Raw genomic sequence first — 21,329 nt, 5'->3', positions numbered from 1 at the left:
CCCAGTTACCGCGCCAGATTTCCAGCCATGCTGACAGGAACACAAATTCGCGCCGGTCGCGCCATCGCCGGCCTCTCCATAGAAGAACTGGCCGCCGCAACCGGACTTTCCATGGAGGCGCTCAACGAGGCAGAGACATCGACGGCGGTCGACCCGGCGGTCGTCGAACGACTTCGCCTCACCCTTGAGGCCAAGGGCGTCGTCTTCCTTGCGGCCGGCGAGGACAATCCCGGCGCCGGACCGGGGGTCCGGTTGCGCCAGCGCGCGACAGACGAGGGCATCCGTCCCCAGAACCTGAGTTCCGCCAACGACGGCTAGCGCTAGTCCGCAGGCCGCGTCTTTTTCTTCATCTTCCTCCGGAACTTCCTGCCCGGTCCTGCGTTACAGGCGAAATGTCGCGTTCTGGGGGTTGAGATGAGTGAGCGGATCGACTTGGAGCAGTTCGAACAGAAGGGTCTCCGCAAGGTCTGGAGTGTGAGCGAATTTGCGAAACGCTACCGTCTTGACCGGACAGAGGAAGCACGTCTGCTGAAGCTCCTCGGTCCCTTCGCTTCGGAGCAGGAACTGCTCATGAACGCTTCGCGGACGCCCCGGTTTCGCTGAAAAAGGGGATGGAACGCATCCCTTCGCCTGCCATAGCCATTCCTCACAATTACCCTTGCAGATGCACGGAACCTATCGTTCACAATCGCGTTGGTGGCGTCATCAACGGCGGCCCCTCGCCAGCGGAGAAACAAATGCTTAAGACCCTTGCCAATATGGGCGTTGCCCTCGCTCTGACATTCGGTGCCGTCACCACAACCGCGCAGATTGCCTCTGCACAGGATCTGGAATTGCGGATCGGACCTGACGGTGTCCGGCCCGTCATCCGGGACCGCGATCGGGATCGGGATCGCGACCGGCGCCGCGACGAATGCAGCCCCCGCCTCGCCCTCTCCATCGCTCGCGATGCCGGCTTGCGCCGTGCCGAAGTGACCAGGATCACCCGGCGCACGGTTACGGTCCAGGGAATGACGCGTCGCGGTCCCGAGCGGATGGTCTTCGCCAACGAGCGCGGCTGCCCGGAGCTCTGAGAGCCACATACTTCGACTCGACCTATTCACAACGCCAGAGGCCGCGGACGTCCCGCCGGGACAGCCGCGGCCTCTTTAGCCTTTTCACAAAACCTACATCAACGTGACATGAGCACTTCATGAAGCGCGGCTAGTGACCCCTCAGCTAGAACAGGGGGCACAGGATGCGACTGACGAACCTTACTCGGATATTTGGGACCCGCACAGCCGTTGACGCCGTCACCCTGGACATCCCGCAGGGCCAGATGGTCGGGATCATCGGCCGCTCGGGTGCCGGCAAGTCGACCCTGCTGCGGATGATGAACAGGCTCACCGACGCTTCATCCGGTACAATCCACTTCGGAGACCTGGAAATCTCTGCCCTCCGGGGAGCCGAGCTTCGCCGCTGGCAGCGCGACTGCGCGATGATCTTCCAACAGTTCAATCTCGTGCCGCGGCTCGACGTCCTGACCAATGTCCTGCTCGGACGGCTCAACCACCGCTCCACGGCCATGAGTGTGCTCAACCTCTTCACCCGCGAAGAGCGCATCATGGCAATCGCCGCCCTGGAACGGCTTGGGATCGAACAGACTGCGCTGCAGCGGGCCGGCACACTGTCCGGCGGCCAGCAACAACGCGTCGCGATCGCCCGCGCGCTGATGCAAGCCCCACGGCTGGTCCTCGCCGACGAACCCATTGCCTCGCTCGACCCGCTCAACGCGAAGATCGTCATGGACGCGCTGCGCGACATCAACGAGCGCGAGGGCATCACCGTCATCACCAACCTCCACACGCTCGATACGGCCCGCGCCTACTGCGAGCGCATTATCGGAATGGCCGGCGGACGCGTAGTCTTCGACGGCGCTCCGCACGAACTGACGGCGGACGCTGTCCAGGAAATCTACGGTTCCGACCCGCATGGTGCCGGCATCGACGAGACGATGACGTCCACCAGCATCAACATTCCTGCGGCCGCCGCAGCCGCCGCAGCCGCCGCCCGACCATCCGAAGGCATCGGTGCCCTGGCTGCCGCCAGCGCCTGACCCGCCCGATCGTAACGCCCGCGTCAAGGGCACTTCATGCAACGACGCTCCGGGGGACCGGACAAGACAGGAGAAATTCCATGCTGAAGAAAATTCTGCTCACCACCGCGGCCGTCGCCGCTCTCAGCGGCCATGCCATGGCCGAGGACCTGAAGGAATTCCGCATCGGCATCATCGGCGGTGAAAACGAGGCCGACCGCCTGCGCAACTTCCAGTGCATGGTCGACAAGCTGCCTGCCGCCATCGGTGTCGAAAAGGTATCGCTGTTCCCCGCCGCAGACTATGACGGCACGATCCAGGGCCTTCTCGGCGGCACGCTCGACTACGCAGAACTCGGGGCCTCGGGCTACGCGAAGATCTACCTGGAGAACCCGGAAGCCGTCGAGCCGATCCTCACGACGGTGCAGACCGACGGCTCGATGGGCTATCACTCGATCATGGTCGCACGGAAGGATTCCGGCATGACCAAGGTCGAGGACATCCAGGGCAAGAAGCTTGGTTTTGCGGATCCGGACTCCACCTCCGGGTTCCTGATTCCCACCGTTACCCTGCCCGAAGCCCTTGGCGGAAAGCCGGTAAAGGAAGTGGTTGCCGAGACGGGGTTCGGCGGCGGCCACGAAAATCTCGTCCTCGAAGTGCTGAAGGGCACTTTCGATGCCGGCACGACCTTCGGCTCGGGTGTCGGCGACTTCAAGGATGGCTACACGTCCGGCAACCTGCGCAAGATGGTCGACAAGGGCATCCTCAACATGGACGACCTCGTCGAACTGTGGAAGTCGCCGCTGATCCCGAACGGCCCGGTTGTCGTCCGCACCTCAATGAACGAGGACATGAAGGCGAAGTTCAAGGACTTCATGCTGGCTCTGCCGAAGAGCGATCCTGCCTGCTTCTCCGCCATCCAGGGCGGCGATTTCACGGGCTTCGCAGAGGTCAACGTCGACTTCTACAAGCCGATCATCGATGCCCGCAGGGCGACCATCGGCGGCTGATCCGCAGATCATACCGAGGTCGCTGAACTTTGCGTTCGGCGGCCTTTTCCCTACCCCACAACAGTCAGGAAAGCATGATGCCGACTTCCGTCATGAAGCCGACACTCAGCGACAGCGGGGTTCTCGTCGAGCGCCACTGGCAGCAACTCGCAGGGCAGCGCCGTTTCTATACCGTCACATCCGGCACACTGCTGCTCCTCGCCGTATCCGGCTCGCTATGGTTCGCCAACGAGACCAATGCCGGCAAGTTCTTCGATCGCCTGCCACATCTCTTCGACTTCATCGGCGACCTCATCCCGAGGGACGGCTGGGAGATCTGGCGCGCCCTGTTCGACCTGCCCTCTCCTTATGAAGACGGAAGCCTGAAGTACAACTATCCCGAGGGCCGGCTCTACCTGACGGAGAGCATCTACCTGCCGGAATACGTTCATCAGATGCTCGTGACACTGAACATCGCGATTGCAGCCACAGGCATCGGCTTGATCTTCGGCTTCATGCTGTCCTTCCTTGCGGCAAAGAACATGACGCCAAACGCGTGGATACGAGGGCCAATTCGTCGACTGATGGAGCTGCTTCGAGCTTTCCCGGAAGTCGTCATTGCGGGCTTCTTTCTGGCCATTTTCTCGCTCGGGCCAGTTCCGGCACTTATCGCTGTCTCCATCCACACGATCGGCGCCCTCGGAAAAATGTTCTTCGAGGTGATCGAGAACGCCGACATGAAGCCGGACGAGGGTCTGAAGGCCGTCGGCGCCAATTGGCTGGAGCGGTCCTGGTTCGGGATGGTCCCGCAGGTCATGCCGAACTTCATGAGCTATTTCCTGCTGCGCCTGGAGATCAACGTGCGGGCCTCCACAATCATCGGTGCGGTCGGTGGCGGCGGAATCGGTGAGCTGCTGCGCCTTTCCATCGGCCAGGGGCATGAAGCCAAGACCCTGGCGATCGTCCTGCTCCTTCTCCTGACCATCATCGCCGTAGACCAGTTTTCCGCATGGCTGCGTCGCAGGCTGGTCGGCGACCAGGCATTTCAGACAATCTGAGCGAGGCTGCCATGACCGTTCTCAACACAGCCGAAATGGACGCGTTGGCGGCGCGCCATCCCGAGCTCCTGCACCGCTCTATCTGGCAGCGCTTCCGCATCCCGATCATCGCATCGGCGGCCATTCTCTACTTCATCTTCGCCTGGTGGTTCTTCGCTGTCGGCAAGGTGGTCGGCGGCGCGAACTGGGGCCTTGCAGGAAACTACCTCGCCGACTGGGTCTCCTACGAAATCCGGCCCGACATCGACATCGCCTCCGACGGATCCATGCAGATCACCTATCCGCGCTTCGATCCGATTGGCCCGAACCCCAATCCGGACTGGCTCGAGGCGAAACGCGAGACGGTAACGCGCAGGGTCGAGATGCCGGCGGCCGCTCCCTCCCAATCGGGCCAGGCCACATCGAGCTTCAGCTTCATGGCGCCCGCACCCGCCCAGCAGCCGGCCGCACCGGCGGCGCCTACTGTCGAGACACGAACCGAGGAGATCGTGACCGAAGCCGTCGTCCGCATGGGCTCCTCCCACACCATTGATGTCCAGCCGGACCGTGTCGTCCTCACGCGCGGCGGCGAAACGGTGACGCTGCTGCTCGATCGGGACGCAGAGGAAGTCCACGTCCAGGGCCCGCTTCCGGAATGGGTGGAACAGCGATCGATTGGGGGGCGGGTGACGGCGTTTTTCGGCTTCTCCGGATGGGTTGACGTCAGCGACGACCGCGTTCGCATCCGCAAGCGCTTCCTCGGCTGGGAGAACTTCCTCTTCGATACAAATTCCGCCTTCTTCGGCAAGTCGTCGGGCGAGATTGTCTCGCTGATCTTTACCGGCGAGCGGATCGACCCGGCTAGGTCCAACCTGTCGCTCGCCTGGAGCGACATCCTCTACAACCCGTCCTGGCAGCATCTCGACGTCTGGACGAAGCTCCTGCAGACCATCGTCATGGCCTTCATCGGCACGTTGTTCGCCATGATCGTCGCCTTTCCCCTCTCCTTCATCGCCGCCCGCAACATCTTCCGCAACCGGCCGGCGAACCAGCTGACGAAGCGCCTGTTCGACTTCCTCCGTTCGGTCGACATGCTGATCTGGGCGCTGTTCTTCACACGTGCCTTCGGCCCGGGGCCGCTCGCCGGCATCTCTGCCATCTTCTTCACCGACACCGGAACGCTCGGCAAGCTCTATGCCGAGGCGCTGGAGAACATTGACGACAAGCAGCGCGAAGGCGTCCGCTCGGTAGGCGCACCGCCGGTCACCGTCCAGCGCTACGGCGTCCTGCCGCAGGTCATGCCGGTCTTTGCCTCCCAGGCGCTCTACTTCTGGGAGTCCAATACCCGATCCGCGACGATCATCGGTGCGGTGGGAGCCGGCGGCATCGGCCTCAAGCTGTGGGAGGCGATGCGCACCAATTCCGACTGGGAGAACGTCGCCTACATGGTGCTGCTCATTCTCATCGTCATCTTCCTCTTCGACGGGATCTCGAACGCATTGCGCTCCCGGCTGATCGGCAGGGAGAGGTGACGGAGGCCTTTACGACCGAGCAATCCGAGCTTCCGACCGGCTTCGGTTTATGAAAACTCCAGAACCGCGCCGGGAACGGTCGCGGCTCTTTTCCTGCCACTCCTGTCCTCGGTTATCACCCTCCCCTCGAAATGCTGGCGCCCCCCAAAACGAGAAGAGCAGCCGCACTGCGGGCCGCTGCTCTGAGGTCTTCGGATCGCGTTCCGGGATGCCGGGCGCCTAGCCCTCTAGGGAGTAGCCGGCGCCGCGGACCGTGCGGATTACGTCGGGCATGTTGGAGAAGTTGAGGGCCTTGCGCAGCCGGCCGACATGGACGTCCACCGTACGCTCGTCGACATAGATGTCATGGCCCCAGACGCCATCGAGCAGCTGCGCCCGAGAGTAGACGCGTCCCGGTGCCGACATCAGGAATTCCAGCAAGCGGAATTCGGTCGGACCCAACCGCACCTCCCGGCTCTTGCGGTGAACGCGATGGGTTTCACGGTCGAGCTCGATATCGCCGCAACGGAGCACGGTTGATAATACCTCGGGCTTGGCACGCCGGAGCATCGCCCTGACGCGAGCCATCAGTTCGGGCGTCGAGAACGGTTTGACCACATAGTCGTCGGCGCCGGTCGCCAGGCCGCGAACCCGCTCGCTCTCCTCACCGCGCGCCGTCAGCATGATGATCGGCAGGCGCTCGGTCTCGCGGCGCTGGCGCAGGCGACGGCAAAGCTCGATCCCGGATACGCCGGGCAGCATCCAGTCAAGAATGAGGAGGTCCGGAACGCGCTCCTGGAGGCGCAGTTCGGCCTCGTCCCCCTTGACGATGGTTTCAACCTCGTAGCCTTCGGCCTCGAGGTTGTAGCGGAGAAGGACGCTGAGGGCCTCCTCGTCCTCTACGACGGTGATCTTTGGCTGCATGAAAAGGCTCCGCGATCCTAGTCGTCGCTCAGGACGGCGCTCAGCGTGTTGGACCGGTCATCCTTTGGCCGCTCACCCTCCGGCTGCGAGCCGGTCGCCATGTAGTAGATCGTCTCTGCGATGTTCGTGGCATGGTCGCCGATGCGCTCGATGTTCTTGGCGCAGAAGAGCAGATGGGTGCAGCTCGTGATGTTGCGCGGATCCTCCATCATGTAGGTGAGGAGCTCGCGGAACAGCGAGGTGTACATGGCGTCGATTTCCTCGTCGCGCTCGCGGATGGCTTCCGCCTTCTCAGCCGAGCGCGTGACATAGACGTCGAGCACTTCCTTGAGCTGGACCAGCGCCAGTTCCGACAGATGCTCGATGCCACGTGCAAGGTTGCGCGGGATGCCCGTTTCCTGGACCGCGATCACCCGCTTGGCAGTATTCTTGCCGAGGTCCCCTACCCGCTCCAGGTCAGCCGCGATGCGAAGCGAGCCGATTACCTCGCGGAGGTCGGCCGCCATGGGCTGGCGCTTGGCGATCGTCACGATGGCCTTCTCGCCGATCTCGCGTTCCGCGTGATCCAGGATCACATCGTCGGAAATCACCTTCTGGGCAAGTGCGGTATCGGAATTGACCAAGGCGCGAACCGCGTCGCCGCACATCTGCTCGGCAAGGCCGCCCATCTCGGAAATCCGGCGGGCCAGGTATTTCAACTCCTCGTCGAAAGCCGACGTGATGTGGGATGATGGCATGATCCAGTTCCTCAGTGTCTTGGTAGCGCGCGGTCCACCGCGGATCAGCCGAAGCGACCCATGATGTAGTCCTGTGTGCGCTGGTCGTTCGGGTTGGTGAACATCTTGTCCGTGTCATCCTCTTCGACGAGGTGGCCAAGATGGAACATTGCGGTGCGCTGCGACACGCGGGCAGCCTGCTGCATGGAATGGGTAACGATGACGATCGAGTAGTTCGCCCGCAATTCGTGGATCAGTTCCTCCACCCTTGCGGTGGCGATCGGGTCAAGTGCCGAACAGGGCTCGTCCATGAGGATGACTTCCGGCGACACAGCAACTGCGCGGGCGATGCACAGGCGCTGCTGCTGCCCGCCCGAAAGACCCGTCCCGGCCTCGTGAAGGCGATCCTTCACCTCGTTCCAGAGGCCTGCCTTCTGCAGGCTGCTTTCGACGATCTGATCGAGATCGGCCTTGGAGCGAGCGAGGCCATGGATGCGGGGACCGTAGGCAACGTTCTCGAAAATGGACTTCGGAAACGGGTTGGGCTTTTGGAAGACCATGCCGACGCGCGCACGCAGTTCCACGACATCAATGTCCGGGTCCTGAATGTCCTGGCCGTCCAGCGTGATCTTGCCGGTCACACGGGCATTCGCGATCGTGTCGTTCATGCGGTTTAGGCAGCGCAGGAAGGTCGACTTGCCGCAGCCGGAGGGTCCGATCAGGGCGGTGACGGTGTTCTTGCGCACGCCGAGGTTGACGTCGAACAGCGCCCGCTTGTCACCGTAGTAGACGGAGACGTCCTGGCCAATCATCTTGTAGTCGATCTCGTTCATCTTCTTTACCAAGGCTTCTTCAGTGGCGGCTTCCGACAGGATGTTCATCGCTCTGTTCTCCATTACCACCGGCGCTCGAAGCGGCGACGCAGTATGACTGCGACAAGGTTCATGACGAGCAGGAATACCAGCAGGACGATGATCGCACCGGATGCGCGCTCCACAAAAGCAGGGTCGCCGCGCTGCGTCCAGTTGTAGACTTGGACAGGCAGAGCCGAAGCGGGATCGAAAAATCCTTCCGGAGGTGCCGCGGGATATTCGCGCACGAAGGCGACCATGCCGATCAAAAGCAGCGGTGCCGTCTCACCGAGCGCCTGGGCAAGTCCAATGATCGTGCCGGTGAGGATACCGGGCATGGCCAGCGGCAGGACGTGGTGGAATACAGACTGCATCTTGGATGCACCGACGCCCAGCGCTGCATCGCGTATCGACGGAGGGACTGCCTTCAGGGCAGCCCGGGTGGCGATGATGATGGTCGGCAGCGTCATCAGCGTCAGCACCAGCCCGCCGACGATCGGCGCCGACTGCGGCAGCCCGACGAAGTTGATGAAGGCGGCAAGCCCCAGAATACCAAAGACGATCGAGGGTACGGCCGCAAGATTGGCAATGTTTACCTCGATCAGATCGGTGAAGCGGTTTTTCGGCGCAAATTCTTCAAGATAGATCGAAGCCGCCACGCCGATCGGCAGTGAAAGGACGAGGACGATCAGCATCATGTAAGCCGAGCCGAGTATCGCGACTCCAAGGCCGGCGGCCTCGGGCCGGGTGTCCGACGCGTCTGGTGCCGTGAAGAAGTCCCAGTTGAAGCGGGTCGTTAGGATCCCGGCCTGCTTCAACTCGTCGGCCAGGCGCAATTGCTCCGGGGATGTGTTGCGGTCGAGCTCAGCGCTCGCCATCGTTACCCGGCCCTTGTAGTAGCCGTCGATGCGTCCGGATGCGAGCATGTCGAACTCGACCGTCTCGCCGATCCGGGAAGGATCCGCGAGCACATAACGCCGCAGGATCGCAGGCGCCTCCTTCGAGATCAGCTCGGCGGCCGCATCCGCCTCCATCGTGCTGTCAAAGCCCTTGTCAACCATCGCCTTTGCGAGCGAGGCCTTGATCAGCGGAGCATAGCCGAAGGTGGTGACCTTGGCGATCTCGGCAGGGTCGCGATTTCCCTGCTTGTCGAGAATGCCCGGGTCCAGGTAAATCTCCATCGTGATGTAGGTCTGCCGGAAGGACGACAATCCGTTTGTCAGGATGGAGGCCAGCAGACCGACGAGCGCCAGAACCCCGAGGATGACGGCAAGCAGGCCAAGGCGCCGAAACCGGTTCTCCGCTGCCTTGCGGCGGCGCGTCCTGGCGCTGACTGCGGGTTTGACCTGGCCGGTCGTCGCGGCGATAGCGTCGGTCATTCGTACTGCTCCCGATATTTGCGCACGACATAGAGGGCCAGCACGTTGAGCCCGAGTGTGATCACGAAAAGGGTAAGGCCGAGCGCGAAGGCGACCAGGGTTTCCGGGCTCGCAAACTCGGTGTCGCCGGTCAGCTGGCTGACGATCTTGACGGTGACGGTCGTCATCGCCTCGAAGGGATTGAGATCGAGCCTCGCCGCGGCACCGGCGCCGAGCACCACGATCATCGTCTCGCCGATCGCCCGGCTGGCGGCCAGGAGAATGGCGCCGACGATGCCCGGAAGTGCGGCGGGAAGAATCACCTGCTTGATGGTCTCCGACTGGGTCGCACCCAGGGCGTAGGAACCGTCGCGCATCGCCTGGGGTACGGCATTGATGATGTCGTCAGAAAGCGAGCTCACGAACGGGATGATCATGACGCCCATGACCAGGCCGGCAGTCAGGACGGACGACGAGGAGTTTCCGAGTCCCAGGGGCTGGGCAATCCAGTCGCGAAGGAACGGTCCAACCGTAATAAGCGCAAAGAGGCCGTAGACGATGGTCGGGATGCCGGCAAGGATCTCGATCGCCGGCTTGGCGAAGCTTCGCAGCTTCGATCCGGCGTAATCGGCAAGGTAGATCGCTATCATCAGCCCGATCGGCACGGCGACGAGGAGCGCCACCAGCGAGATATAGAGCGTTCCCCAGAGCAGCGGCAGGATGCCGAGTTCTGACCCTCCCCGGAATTGCGGGTTCCAGACGGTGGAGAAGAAGAACTCCGATGCCGGGTACATCTTGAAGAAGTTGATGGTCTCGAACACCAGCGAAAAGACGATGCCCGCCGTCGTCAGGATGGCGATCATCGAAGAGCCGATCAGTAGGGTGAGAACGAAGTTCTCGCTGACATTGCGCGCCCGCATCTTCGGCCGGATGCGCAACATCGACCAGGCTCCCAGCCCAAGAGCCAGCCCAAGCACCACAAGGGTCATGGCGATATTGCCGTACCCGGCGCTCTGCCGATAGCTCACGGCCGCCTCGAACACCTCCCGTGGAGCATCGCTGCCGATTGCGACACCGACCTCTGCGAGCCGTGCGCGGATATTGGAAAAGTCGACCTCGCCGTTGACGAGCGCTTCCTCGTTCAGCGCATTGCGCTGGAGAACCGCGTCGAGGCCACCGGCGATCTGCCGCACATCCGCCATGACCAGGCTGCGCGCGCCACCCTGTGGGATCACGCTGTCGGGGATCATGCCGTCGACGCGGCTTTCGATCACGATCGGCTGGACGAACAGCCAGGCAGCCAGAACAACAAGGGCGGGCACGGCAACGAAGAGAGCAACCGTCTGGCCGTAGTAGCCGGGAAGCGAGTGTAGCCGGACACCACTTGTCGTTGATGTGGCCAGCGCACGGCGCCTGCCGAGGACATAGCCGATTGCCGCCAGCACGAGGACGACAAGGATAATGCTACCAACGTTCATCTAGCCGAGATCCTCGATCGAAGGAGCACTGGCGGCGCATTCATTGCGCCGCCAGAAGGCGCTGATTAGTTCAGCGCAGCCATCGGGGTGCGGTTCTTAACCGCTTCCTGGGTCTTGGCAAGCTCCGGATCAGAGACGAGACCGTACTGTGCCAGCGGACCATTCGGGCCGGCCATGTCGTCCGATACGAAGAACTCGACATATTCCTGAAGGCCGGGAATGACATCGAGGTGGGCATTCTTCACGTAGAAGAACAGCGGACGCGATACCGGATACTCGCCGGAAGCGATGGTCTCGACCGACGGCTCGATACCGCTCATGGTCGCGACGCGAAGCTTGTCGGTGTTGTTCTGGTAGAAGGACAGGCCGAACACGCCGATGCCGTTCTTGTTGGCATCGATGCGCGACAGGGTCTCGGTGTAGTCGCCGTCGATATCGACGGAGACACCGTCGGTGCGGAGCTGCATACAAGCCTTGGCCGCATCTTCAGCACCGGCAGCCTTGTGGGCTTCCTCGGCACCGTTCTCCTTGCAGCCGTCGACGAGGACCTTTTCGTCGAAGACTTCACGGGTGCCGTGCTTGGTGCCCGGGATGAAGGCGAGGATCGGCTGTGCCGGCAGGTCGGCGCGGATCTCGTTCCAGTTCTTGTAGGGGTTATCGACCAGCTGGCCGTCCTTCAGGACCTTGGCAGCCAGGGCATTGTGCCAGTCGGCCGGGGTGAAGGCATATTCCGCACCGTTGATGTCGGAAGCGAAGACGATACCGTCGTAGCCGATGCGGACTTCCTGGATTTCGGTCACGCCGTTCTGGGCGCACAGGTCGATGTCCGACTGCTTGATGCGCGAAGAGGAGTTCGCGATGTCGATGGTGTTCTCGCCCACGCCTTCGCAGAGCTTCTTGCGGCCGGCGCCGGAGCCACCGGATTCGACGACGGGGGTCGGATGGTCGAAGTTTTCGCCGAAGGCTTCGGCAACGATCGAGGCATAGGGCAGGACGGTCGAGGAGCCGGCGATCTGGATCTGATCGCGTGCAGCAGCAGCGCCCGTGGTAGCCAGCATGAGTGCGACGACCGCGCAGCTTCCAAGGTACTTCTTCATGGAAATTCTCCCTAAGAATTCGGATTGACGCTTCGGCGTCGGCTCCCCTCTATAGGTGCCCCATTACAGTTTTGTGACAGTTATATAGCAGTTCGGCCCGGGACTCTGCACCTGCTCCTCCGCGCCCCCGGGCGAAGCGCCAAAGGCAACCTGCATGGGCCTAGGGCCCACCGCCGCAGCGGAAGGCTCCTCCGTCGCGGACCGTGGAACTTCGGGAGGGCTTGGGAATTTGCTTCACGGAAAACGGAAGGAACAGACATGGCACAGGACGACGAATCTCCCGCAGTGCGCTCGATCAAGAAGGAGCGGGCCCAGCAGCGTACGAGCGAAGGAAAGAGCGAGCTTGACGAGGGACTGGAGGATACCTTCCCAGCCTCGGATCCCGTCGCAGCCACCGACACGGCCATTGCCGGTAGTGGCGGAACTGCAAGGAAGGCATCCGGCAACAGGCAGTCGGCGCGTTCCGCTGCTTTGAACGACGAGTTCCCGCTCGTGGACGAAGCCTTGCAGGCCACGCGTGAGCAGGCGGACGAGGCGGACACGCAGGTTTATCCCGGCGAGCTCCATGCGTTGAAGGCGGAAGTTGCACGACTGCGGGAAACGGTGACGACACTGGCATCCGGCACGACGCGCGTCGCCAAGGCGCGCGCCCAGGATGCTCTGGATGACGTCGAGCTTCGCATCCGGGAGCGCCCCTGGAAGGCAGTCGGCATTGCTGCCGTCCTTGGATTCTTCTTCGGCCTGCGGAAATAGAACCCGCTACCTGCTGCCGGCGGTCACGGGACCACCGGCAGTTCCCGCTTGTGGGCAGAGACCTGGTGGCTGGTGAGGATCTTCCGCAGCGATTCGTCCGGGATCGGCTTGCCCACAAGAAAGTCATCGATCTCCTCATAGGTTACGCCATAGACCGCCTCGTCCGGCTTCAAGGGCGCATCTGATTCGAGATCGGCGGTCGGTACCTTCTCAACGAGATCGTCGGGAGCGCCGAGATGCCTCGCGACAGCGCGAACGCGCCGCTTGTTGAGGCCTGCGAGCGGCAGGATGTCGGCGGCGCCATCACCGAACTTCGTGTAGAACCCCATGAGCGCCTCGGCAGCATGATCCGTGCCGATGACGATGCCGCGCGAGGCGCCGGCGAGCGCGTATTGCGCGATCATTCGCTGGCGAGCCTTGATATTGCCGAGATGGAAGTGAAACCGCTCCCCCTCCAGCAGATCAGCCGCGTCGCGCATGACCTCCTCCATCATCGCGTCGGTCGCCGGCCGGATGTCGATCGATACCACGCGGTCGGGGCCAATGACCTCCAGACACTTCCGGGCATCCGCTTCATCCGCCTGGGTCCCGTAAGGGAGTCGGACAGCAATAAACTCGGCTTCCGATCCACCCTTTCGCAGCCGCTCGACCGCCCGTTGAGCAAGCAAGCCCGCAGCAAGGGAGTCCACGCCTCCGCTGATCCCCAATACGAGCGTGCGGAGCGCATATTGCTTTAGATAATCCGCGAGAAAGGCAATGCGGCGTTCAGCTTCGGCCGCAGCGTCGAAATCCCTGGAGACCCCCAGTGTCTCTGCAATCTGAGCCTGCCGCTCAAGAAGGTCCTGATGCCCGATCTCCTGTCGCCTCTCCACGCTGGTCTCCTTTCATCATCCGTCTCGTGACGCGTGCCGCCATGGGCACTCCATGACAGGAAACAACAGGCGGCAGGAGAGATATGTTCCCGTAGGCCAGAGAGGCGTCAGGAGGACGGCCGCAGTTCCATGCTGGAGACCGATCCTTCGGGCTCTTCCCAGAAACGGACGAAGGCCCAGTCGGTGACCATGGCGCCGATCCACATCCCGATCAGCGTCGTCCATGCGGTGACGGCCAGGATCGACCCGCCGGTGACGCCGGCACCAACCGCGCATCCCCCGGCGAGCATCGCGCCGAACCCCATGAGAACCGCACCGATGATGTAGCGCGGCATCGTGTGGCCGCTGTCGAAACCCTGGATCTTCAGTTCGCCCGTCAGGAAGGCGGCCGTGAATGAGCCGAGGAACACGCCGGGCATGATGCCGATCCCGAAGTCGAGGGCCTTGTCGTAAGGCGCGACGGTCAACATCAGGAGCTCGGCCGAGGGTCCGGAGAAAGTAAGCGATTCCACCGAGACAAGGTCGAACGATGCCTGGGAGACTGCATAGGTGAAGATCCAGCCAGCCGGGATGGCGAGCCCGGCGCCGACCGCCGCGAACAGGACGCTCCGGCTCACCTTGCTGTAGAGAGCCACGGCCAGGCCCGCACCGAGCCAGGCGAGCCCAATCACGAGGCCGAGGCGATTGCCGCCACCGAGCAGGGACAGGATTTCGCGATTGGAGCCGCCCTCGACCAACCACCACCCCGAGATTTCCGCCCGCAGCGGCGCCAGCAGCCCATTATAGGCCGATTGTGCCGCCACAGCGAAGACCAGCCCCGCCAGCAGCGCGCGCAGGTTGCCGGTCGCCGACAGCACCAGAAGCCGCGTGGCGCAACCACGCGCGCAGATCATGCCGATCCCGAACAGGATGCCGCCGATCGCCGCTCCCGACATGCTGCCCGTCGCGGCGATCATCCGCGATTGGGAGACATCCAGCCATCCGGCCATGATCGCCACCTGGACGCCGGCAAGAGCCACCGAGAAGGCGAATAGCCAGACGGCAAGCTTGTTACCCGGCTCGCGGCGACGAAACTCGGTGACGGCCGAGCGCAGGCAGAAACGGCTCTGCTGCGCGAAAGCGCCGAACAGGAAGCCCACCGAGATTCCTCCCAGGAGCAAAAGATCCGACGTGCCTATCCGGTCTATCAGCGTCTCTATCACTATCCAGTTCTCCAATTTCGCGGCCAAAGGGCATCGACCGATCAGGGAAGGATAGGGTTATTTGAATGTATTTGCTTAATCTGGATCAAACCCCGCCGGCTTTTTCTGGCGCTCTGGGGTGATGGGACAGTCTCCCGCGGCTGTGAACCTCAGAATCAAAAACGCCAGCTCGCAGTCGGAGCTGGCGTTCAGAGATAGGGATTGCCTTGCGGACTACCTGTCGAAAATCTCGGAATGGCGGGATTCGAACCCACGACCCCTTGACCCCCAGTCAAGTGCGCTACCTGGCTGCGCTACATTCCGTCACGCTCTTTCGAGCAGGATTTCCCTAGTCATTCGGCAGGACGGGCGCAAGCGAAAAATCGCAGCCTGCTCATCGCTCAGTAGACGCCGATGTCAAGCAAGGAGCTGTGGAGCCGTGTCGAGCTTGCGGCCGATCGAATAATCGCGGCCGTAGGACTCGCGGAAATTGCGGTCGCGTTCGTGGACGAGATCTCTCTTGGCCAGCACGTGATAGAAGCCGTCCGCATAGGTCCCCGTGGCCGGCTGATTATCGCCCGACAGCACTTCCGTGAAAATCTTCCAGATCATGTCTTCCCTCCGTCTCAGTCGCCACAACGGCGCATCGACCCCACCAGTTCCCAGTCTAGGAAGACTTTGTTTACGAAGATTTACATCGGCGGCGGGGCAGGATGCCCGGCCGCCGATTTTCAGGCCTTTCTTGGCCATTTTACCGCGTCGTCAATAGGGCGAGCGGCACTGCCGGCGCGGGCCGTTGTAGGGCTGGAAGGTGTTGTCATAGGCCCTGTAGGAGCGATAGCGCGCGTGGCACCACTGCACATGCGCATTGCCGCCGCGGTAGTAGCGCGGCTGCTGGGCCGCCAGTGCGCCGCCGATGATGGCGCCTGCCGCAAGGCCACCTATGATCGCACCGGCATTGCCGTGACGGTGACGGTAGTGCCTGTGGCCGTAGTAGCGGGGACCATAGTACCGATCTCCCCGCCAGTGTCTGTAACGGTGACCGCGATGCCTGACCTGCTGAACGTCCTTGGCTACCTCAACCTTGACGGTGGGGGCCGAGGGAAATGCCTGCGCAGGCGTGATGCCGGACACTGCCGTTACCAGCGAAACGAGAATGACTGCGAGCTTTTTCATGTTTCCTCACCTCTTTTCTTGTCCCTTCCAGAGGAAATGGTCCGGCAAAGTGCCTGAACCAGAGGTGAACGAACATATTTTCGTGCGTCGGAAGCGAAGACGCACCGGAGGACTGGGACCTTCAGCGGACCTGGTCGAGCAGGCGCTTGCATTCCAGGAGGTCGAAAAGCGCCTCCTGCAACAGCGCCCGGTCTTCCTTGCCAATGCTTGCCTTGCCGATCGCAACCTCGGGCATGTCGCCCTCACCGGCCGCTCCGAAGCCGAAGAAACGGCCGCTCGGCTTGGCCTTCGGACGGCCGACAAGCTGATCCTCTTCGGCATTGCCAACCTTGGGCTCGACATGCTTGTCGTTGCTGGCGGCCACGATCGCATCCATCGCCGCAAGATCACCGGAGGCGATGGCGGAAACGAACTTGTTGCCATTGGTCTTCAGGAGCTTCTGGACGCCCTTGATGGTATAGCCGTGATCATAGAGCAGATGGCGGATACCCTTCAGCAGGTCAACATCTTCCGGCCGGTAATAGCGACGCCCGCCTCCTCTCTTCATCGGCTTGATCTGCGGGAAGCGCGTCTCCCAGAACCTCAGCACATGCTGTGGCAGGTCGAGATCCTCGGCAACCTCGCTGATGGTGCGGAAAGCGTCCGGGCTTTTGTCCACGTCAATCTCCCACAAGCGAGCATGATGCCCGCGCAGAACCCGCGACGTGTCGTCGAATGACCAAGTCACGAATCGTCGACATTTCAGCCCTCTATGGGGCGGAATTCAAGCAGGCGTGGAGGATTTGAACAGCTGAATCGCTCAGGCGGCCGGCACCGGCGGCTTCTGCTTCAGCTTTCGCATGTTATGGGCGCGCAGGATACGCTGCTTGAGGACATTGGAGGCCTTGAAGGTCATCACCCGGCGCGGAGAGATCGGAACTTCCTCGCCCGTCTTCGGATTGCGGCCGATCCGCTCGTTCTTCGACCGGACCTGGAAGGTAGCGAAGGAGGAGAGCTTCACCGTCTCGCCGCGGACGATGGCGTTGCAGATCTCGTCGATGATGGTTTCCACCAGTTCGGCGGACTCAGTTCGTGAAAGACCCACCTTGCGGAAAACCGATTCCGCCAGATCCGCCCGTGTCACTGTTTTTCCGGCCATGATCCCCGCCCAGTCCACTGTCGTCTGAAAGCCGTGCGAGAGTATTTTGCTTAGGCCGCAGGGTCAAGCACTACTGTAAAATCAGCAGCTTCGGCAAATGTCCTGAAAGGAGACAGGGCCGCCGGAGGCTACCAACGAACGAGCACGGCGCCCCAGGTGAAGCCGCCGCCCATGGCTTCCAGCATGACCAGATCGCCCTGCTTGATGCGGCCGTCATCGAGCGCGACAGAGAGCGCCAGCGGTATGGACGCGGCCGACGTGTTGCCATGCAGATCGACAGTTACCACGACCTTCTCGGAGGGAATTCCGAGCTTCTTCGCGGAGCCGTCGATGATGCGCCGGTTCGCCTGATGCGGCACAAGCCAGTCCAGGTCTTCGGCAGTGGTCCCCGTCGCCTCGAAGGCGGCCTCGATGACGTCGGTGATCATGCCGACCGCGTGCTTGAAGACCTCGCGGCCTTCCATTCGGAGATGCCCGACCGTGCCCGTCGTCGAAGGGCCGCCATCCACGTAGAGCTTCTCCTTGTGGGTGCCGTCGGATCGCAGGTGGGACGTCAGCACCCCCCGGTCGGCTATTGTGCCCTCGCCTTCCGCCGCCTCGAGGACCAGCGCGCCGGCGCCGTCACCGAAGAGGACGCAGGTGGTGCGGTCCTTCCAGTCGAGAATTCGCGAGAAGGTTTCGGCGCCGATCACGAGGACACGCTTCGCCATGCCTCCCCGGATGTACATGTCCGCCGTCGCCATGGCGTAGACGAAGCCCGAGCAGACGGCCTGCATGTCGAAGGCGAAGCCGTGCGTCATGCCCAGACGGTTCTGGATATTGACTGCCGTTGCCGGAAACGTGTTGTCGGGCGTCGACGTGGCGACGATGATCAGGTCGATATCGGCCGGTGTCAGGGCGGCCTTATCGAGAGCAGCACGCGCAGCCGCCTCACCCAGCGACGCCGTCGTCTCCCCTTCTCCCGCGATGTAGCGCTGGCGAATACCCGTCCGCTGGACGATCCATTCATCGGATGTCTCGACGACACCTTCCAGTTCACGATTTGCTACCGCGCGCTTGGGCAGTGCGGCACCATAGCCGCGAACCACTGAACGGATCATGCTGTTGTCATCCTGTCGTCAGGCAGCCTCGGGACCAGCCGGCGGCTGGTGGCGGGCGTGATAAATTCTCAAATCCTCGGCGATCTTCTCGGTCAGCCGGTTGCGGGCCATGTCGTAGCCGACATCGATCGCTGCTGCGAAACCTTCGGCGTCGGTGCTGCCATGGCTCTTGATGACGATGCCGTTGAGGCCCAGAAACACGCCGCCGTTGACCTTGCGAGGATCCATCTTCTCGCGCAGCAGGTCGAATGCGCTCTTTGCCAGCAGGTATCCCATCTTGGCGAGGAACGTCCGGGACATCGCGTCGCGAAGCAGCTGCGATATCTGACGGGCCGTTCCTTCGGCTGTCTTCAGGGCGATATTTCCGGTAAAGCCCTCGGTCACGACGACATCCACCGTTCCCTTGCCGATGTCGTCTCCCTCGACGAAACCGTGATAGGCGATGGTGGGAAGGTTCGCCTCGCGGATCAGCCGGCCCGCTTCCTTGACTTCCTCGAGACCTTTGACTTCCTCGACGCCGACATTGAGGAGACCGACGGTCGGCCGATCCGTTTCAAAAAGCGCGCGCGCCATGGCGCCGCCCATCAGCGCGAAATCCATCAACTGCTGGGCATCCGCGCCGATCGTCGCGCCGATATCCAGAACGATGCTCTCGCCCTTAAGCGTCGGCCAGATGCCGGCGATTGCCGGGCGCTCGACATGTGCCATGGTCCGGAGACAGAATTTCGCCATCGCCATCAGCGCACCGGTATTGCCGGCGGAGACAGCAACGTCCGCCTCGTCACGCTTCACCGCCTCGATCGCCCGCCACATGGTCGAGACATAGCGGCCGCGGCGCAGGGCCTGGCTCGGCTTCTCGTCCATGCCGACCGCGAGTTCGCACTCGTGGAAGACCGAGCGTTCGCGCAGCTTGGGGTATTTCTGGAGATGGGGCTCGCAATCCTCCTTGAGCCCGAAGAGGACGAACGTGACGTCGGGATGCCGCTCCAATGCCTTGGCTGCACCGGCGATGACGACTTCGGGGCCGAAATCGCCTCCCATGACATCAAGAGATATTCTGATCACTCTTCGCTGATCCCTTTGCTCGCCACCCGGCGAAAATCGAGGCCAAAATAATTGTTCTGGCGGTGCTTACAACCCAATCAAGGCGATTTCCATCCTAGTCCTGCTTTTTCCAGTCCTTGAGGACGGCGAAGGGGGATGGCTTGCGTTCATCCGTCGATGCGTCGCTTTCGATATGCGCGCTGAACTCGACACTGGCCTTGCGGGGATAGGGATCGATGGCCAATGCCACCACTTCGGCAACAACTTCGCCGGCATCGATCGTGTCGCCGGTGAAGGTCTCGGGCAGGTCGGGACCCTCCGGGTCAAGCACCATCTCGGTCGTGTCGCTGAGCACGAGGCGGGCAAGCTTCGACCCTTCCGGCACGAAAACCTGCTCGAAGGTCTCGTCGATCTGCGAAACCACCGGCTCAAGCGTAACGACGCAGGCCTGCTCGATCGCCGCCTCGACGCGCCCCTTGATACGGACGCCATCCTTCTTCCAGCGCGCGATCTGCAGATCCGCCTTCAGCGACTTCACGTCCAGCACGTTCCAGAGCTTTGCCAATGCCGCGAGTTCGCGAGGCGCAGCCTCGATGTGAACGGACACCGCATTGCCGGATATGTGGCCGACCCGCACGGGATAGGAGAATGGAGGCCTTTCGCCTCGACCGTGTTCTTGCGTCATGACGTCCTCACTTGCCCGGCGGCAATAGCACTGCCCCACCCCGGGCGATCTCTTCTTCCGAAACGGCGACAAGCGCCTTCTCTGCAGCGATCATCCAGCCCGCCAGGTCCTCCATCGGCGGATGCTCTGCAGACTGCGGATGGATGTTTCTCGCCAGTGCCGCGGCCAGTGCGTCTCGATCGGTGGCGTCCAGGGCTGCAGCGTAGCTTTCCAGCCGTCCGTAGAACATGCCGGCGAGCTTCTTCATCCTCTTCGGAACCCCCGGATCGCCAATGCCCAACTCCCGGATCGAATGATCGAGGTCCTGAAAGAAGGCATCGATGATCTCCTGCGCCAGTTCCTGCCCGCTCACTGCAGAACTTGCCGTGCGTCGGAAAAACAGGATCATCGCGATCGACAGCATCTCGAACCGGCCCATGACCGTGTCCGGCACGCCGAGGTCCGTATAGAAGAAGGGATCGCGTGCAGTCGATGTCAAGGAGGCGTACTGGCGATCGACGATCGGCTGGTTTTGTTTTTTCTTGCGGAACAGGCCGAAGATCATGAGAACTCTCGTGTTTGGTCTCCATCTGTTGCATGGAAACGAAAGCTGGTTTACCGAAGCATGCACGAATTGCAACGCCGTTACGCATGTCGTCCGCAGCGGTCACTTCCGCATCAGGCCGGAACCTGGTTCCGACCCATGTCCCCGGAATAGCCACAATGATATGGCCAGCAGACGACGGCGAAGGCCGCAAGGCGAAGTTTGGGGAAGCCTCTCAAGGCGGGTGTTAAGGTCTGAAATGAAGTTGTTGAGCAGAACCGCAATGGCGGCCATCATCGCATCGACCGCAGTCACCGGCTGCACGTCCATGGATATCGGCCAGACGATGTACAATGGCTATGTCATCGACCAGGAGTCGCTGGCACTCATTCCGGTCGGATCGAGCCGCGAGCAGGTTCTGCTGACAATGGGCACGCCTTCCACGACCGCCACCTTCGACAGCGAAGTCTTCTACTACATCTCGCAGAAGCGGGAGCGGCCGGTGGCATTCATGAAGCCGCGCCTCGTGGAGCAGACCGTGCTCGCCATCTACTTCGACAAGGACGGCGTCGTCGCCAACAAGGCGAACTACACGCTGCAGGACGGCAAGGTCTTCGACACGATCTCGCGCACGACGCCGACAGGCGGCCGCGACCTGACATTCCTGCAGCAGCTGCTTTCCGGCGCCGGCGGGGCCGGGAACGCGAATGCGGCGCGGAGCATTTTCCAGGATCTCGGCCGCTAACCACCCGGGGGTCACAGGATCCACAAACAAAGGGCCCGCGGAGCGATCCGCGGGCCCTTTGTTTGTTCAAGGTCGGC

Annotated in this window: 25 protein-coding genes and 1 tRNA gene; 9 read left to right on the top strand and 17 right to left on the bottom strand. The window is 62.3% G+C overall.

Annotation, left to right across the window (positions count from 1 at the left end; translation table 11 throughout):
* Positions 1-27: 27 nt before the first annotated feature.
* The 7 genes from FN060_RS04280 to phnE (FN060_RS04250) all read left to right on the top strand — a co-directional run bounded on the left by FN060_RS04280 (position 28) and on the right by phnE (FN060_RS04250) (position 5,632).
* Positions 28-318, top strand: a complete 291-nt coding sequence (locus FN060_RS04280; RefSeq protein WP_077547143.1) for a helix-turn-helix domain-containing protein — start codon at positions 28-30, stop codon at positions 316-318.
* Between the two features lie 96 nt (positions 319-414).
* Positions 415-603: a hypothetical protein gene (locus FN060_RS04275; RefSeq protein WP_052637875.1), complete on the top strand. Its 189-nt coding sequence runs from the start codon at positions 415-417 to the stop codon at positions 601-603.
* Positions 604-737: 134 nt separating this feature from the next.
* Positions 738-1,073, top strand: a complete 336-nt coding sequence (locus tag FN060_RS04270) for a hypothetical protein (protein WP_077547142.1) — start codon at positions 738-740, stop codon at positions 1,071-1,073.
* Between the two features lie 164 nt (positions 1,074-1,237).
* Positions 1,238-2,095: a phosphonate ABC transporter ATP-binding protein gene (gene phnC, locus FN060_RS04265; protein ID WP_142587002.1), complete on the top strand. Its 858-nt coding sequence runs from the start codon at positions 1,238-1,240 to the stop codon at positions 2,093-2,095.
* An 80-nt stretch (positions 2,096-2,175) separates the two neighbouring features.
* A complete protein-coding gene (gene phnD / locus FN060_RS04260; RefSeq protein ID WP_142587001.1) occupies positions 2,176-3,084 on the top strand; it encodes a phosphonate ABC transporter substrate-binding protein in 909 nt (302 codons plus the stop codon).
* Positions 3,085-3,161: 77 nt separating this feature from the next.
* The gene (gene phnE, locus FN060_RS04255) at positions 3,162-4,121 is read left to right on the top strand and encodes a phosphonate ABC transporter, permease protein PhnE (protein WP_142587000.1); all 960 of its coding nucleotides are present in this window, start codon (positions 3,162-3,164) and stop codon (positions 4,119-4,121) included.
* A gap of 11 nt (positions 4,122-4,132) precedes the next feature.
* Positions 4,133-5,632, top strand: coding sequence for a phosphonate ABC transporter, permease protein PhnE (gene phnE / locus FN060_RS04250; RefSeq protein WP_142586999.1), 1,500 nt, complete (start codon positions 4,133-4,135; stop codon positions 5,630-5,632).
* Positions 5,633-5,851: 219 nt separating this feature from the next.
* Here phnE (FN060_RS04250) and phoB read toward each other — a convergent pair whose 3' ends face one another.
* The 6 genes from phoB to FN060_RS04220 form a co-directional block, all read right to left on the bottom strand.
* Positions 5,852-6,535 carry a phosphate regulon transcriptional regulator PhoB gene (phoB, locus tag FN060_RS04245; RefSeq protein WP_142586998.1) on the bottom strand — a complete coding sequence of 228 codons (684 nt, stop codon included), beginning with the start codon at positions 6,533-6,535 and terminating at the stop codon, positions 5,852-5,854.
* A 17-nt stretch (positions 6,536-6,552) separates the two neighbouring features.
* The gene (gene phoU, locus FN060_RS04240; RefSeq protein WP_052637868.1) at positions 6,553-7,272 is read right to left on the bottom strand and encodes a phosphate signaling complex protein PhoU; all 720 of its coding nucleotides are present in this window, start codon (positions 7,270-7,272) and stop codon (positions 6,553-6,555) included.
* Between the two features lie 44 nt (positions 7,273-7,316).
* Positions 7,317-8,132 (bottom strand): phosphate ABC transporter ATP-binding protein PstB, encoded by an 816-nt coding sequence (pstB, locus tag FN060_RS04235; protein ID WP_052637867.1) that lies wholly within the window; start codon positions 8,130-8,132, stop codon positions 7,317-7,319.
* Positions 8,133-8,146: 14 nt separating this feature from the next.
* Positions 8,147-9,481 carry a phosphate ABC transporter permease PstA gene (gene pstA / locus FN060_RS04230; protein ID WP_142586997.1) on the bottom strand — a complete coding sequence of 445 codons (1,335 nt, stop codon included), beginning with the start codon at positions 9,479-9,481 and terminating at the stop codon, positions 8,147-8,149.
* Entirely contained in the window at positions 9,478-10,938 is a 1,461-nt protein-coding gene (gene pstC / locus FN060_RS04225) for a phosphate ABC transporter permease subunit PstC (protein ID WP_142586996.1), read from the bottom strand. Before pstC ends, pstA begins: the two co-directional genes overlap by 4 nt.
* 65 nt (positions 10,939-11,003) lie before the next feature.
* Positions 11,004-12,035, bottom strand: a complete 1,032-nt coding sequence (locus FN060_RS04220) for a substrate-binding domain-containing protein (protein WP_142586995.1) — start codon at positions 12,033-12,035, stop codon at positions 11,004-11,006.
* A 258-nt stretch (positions 12,036-12,293) separates the two neighbouring features.
* Between FN060_RS04220 and FN060_RS04215 the strand changes: the two genes are divergently transcribed.
* Positions 12,294-12,788 (top strand): glycine zipper domain-containing protein, encoded by a 495-nt coding sequence (locus FN060_RS04215; RefSeq protein ID WP_142586994.1) that lies wholly within the window; start codon positions 12,294-12,296, stop codon positions 12,786-12,788.
* A 23-nt stretch (positions 12,789-12,811) separates the two neighbouring features.
* On the opposite strand, the gene nadE is transcribed toward FN060_RS04215, so the two are convergent.
* The 11 genes from nadE to FN060_RS04160 form a co-directional block, all read right to left on the bottom strand.
* On the bottom strand, positions 12,812-13,660 hold the full coding sequence (gene nadE, locus FN060_RS04210) for an ammonia-dependent NAD(+) synthetase (RefSeq protein WP_425312137.1): 849 nt from the start codon (positions 13,658-13,660) through the stop codon (positions 12,812-12,814).
* A 107-nt stretch (positions 13,661-13,767) separates the two neighbouring features.
* The gene (locus FN060_RS04205; RefSeq protein WP_142586993.1) at positions 13,768-14,862 is read right to left on the bottom strand and encodes a YeeE/YedE family protein; all 1,095 of its coding nucleotides are present in this window, start codon (positions 14,860-14,862) and stop codon (positions 13,768-13,770) included.
* 229 nt (positions 14,863-15,091) lie between these two features.
* A tRNA-Pro gene (locus tag FN060_RS04200) sits at positions 15,092-15,165 on the bottom strand.
* A 93-nt stretch (positions 15,166-15,258) separates the two neighbouring features.
* Complete coding sequence (locus FN060_RS04195) at positions 15,259-15,453, bottom strand: hypothetical protein (RefSeq protein WP_142586992.1); 195 nt, start codon at positions 15,451-15,453, stop codon at positions 15,259-15,261.
* Positions 15,454-15,603: 150 nt separating this feature from the next.
* Positions 15,604-16,017 carry a BA14K family protein gene (locus FN060_RS04190; protein ID WP_142586991.1) on the bottom strand — a complete coding sequence of 138 codons (414 nt, stop codon included), beginning with the start codon at positions 16,015-16,017 and terminating at the stop codon, positions 15,604-15,606.
* A gap of 121 nt (positions 16,018-16,138) precedes the next feature.
* Positions 16,139-16,675, bottom strand: coding sequence for a MerR family transcriptional regulator (locus FN060_RS04185; protein ID WP_142586990.1), 537 nt, complete (start codon positions 16,673-16,675; stop codon positions 16,139-16,141).
* Positions 16,676-16,816: 141 nt separating this feature from the next.
* Complete coding sequence (locus FN060_RS04180) at positions 16,817-17,155, bottom strand: integration host factor subunit alpha (protein ID WP_077547891.1); 339 nt, start codon at positions 17,153-17,155, stop codon at positions 16,817-16,819.
* Between the two features lie 128 nt (positions 17,156-17,283).
* Positions 17,284-18,255, bottom strand: a complete 972-nt coding sequence (locus FN060_RS04175; RefSeq protein ID WP_142586989.1) for a beta-ketoacyl-ACP synthase III — start codon at positions 18,253-18,255, stop codon at positions 17,284-17,286.
* An 18-nt stretch (positions 18,256-18,273) separates the two neighbouring features.
* Positions 18,274-19,320 carry a phosphate acyltransferase PlsX gene (gene plsX, locus FN060_RS04170; RefSeq protein ID WP_142586988.1) on the bottom strand — a complete coding sequence of 349 codons (1,047 nt, stop codon included), beginning with the start codon at positions 19,318-19,320 and terminating at the stop codon, positions 18,274-18,276.
* A gap of 94 nt (positions 19,321-19,414) precedes the next feature.
* The gene (locus tag FN060_RS04165; RefSeq protein WP_142586987.1) at positions 19,415-19,984 is read right to left on the bottom strand and encodes a YceD family protein; all 570 of its coding nucleotides are present in this window, start codon (positions 19,982-19,984) and stop codon (positions 19,415-19,417) included.
* Between the two features lie 7 nt (positions 19,985-19,991).
* Positions 19,992-20,528, bottom strand: a complete 537-nt coding sequence (locus FN060_RS04160) for a ubiquinol-cytochrome C chaperone family protein (protein ID WP_142586986.1) — start codon at positions 20,526-20,528, stop codon at positions 19,992-19,994.
* A gap of 262 nt (positions 20,529-20,790) precedes the next feature.
* Here FN060_RS04160 and FN060_RS04155 point away from each other — a divergent pair, with 262 nt between their 5' ends.
* Positions 20,791-21,252 (top strand): outer membrane protein assembly factor BamE, encoded by a 462-nt coding sequence (locus FN060_RS04155; protein WP_244665686.1) that lies wholly within the window; start codon positions 20,791-20,793, stop codon positions 21,250-21,252.
* The last annotated feature ends 77 nt before the right edge of the window (positions 21,253-21,329 follow it).

Source organism: Pseudorhizobium halotolerans (genome assembly GCF_902153235.2).
Lineage (GTDB): Bacteria > Pseudomonadota > Alphaproteobacteria > Rhizobiales > Rhizobiaceae > Neorhizobium > Neorhizobium flavum.
Note: the sequence above shows the minus strand (reverse complement) of the source record. Positions and strands in the feature narration are given on the sequence as shown.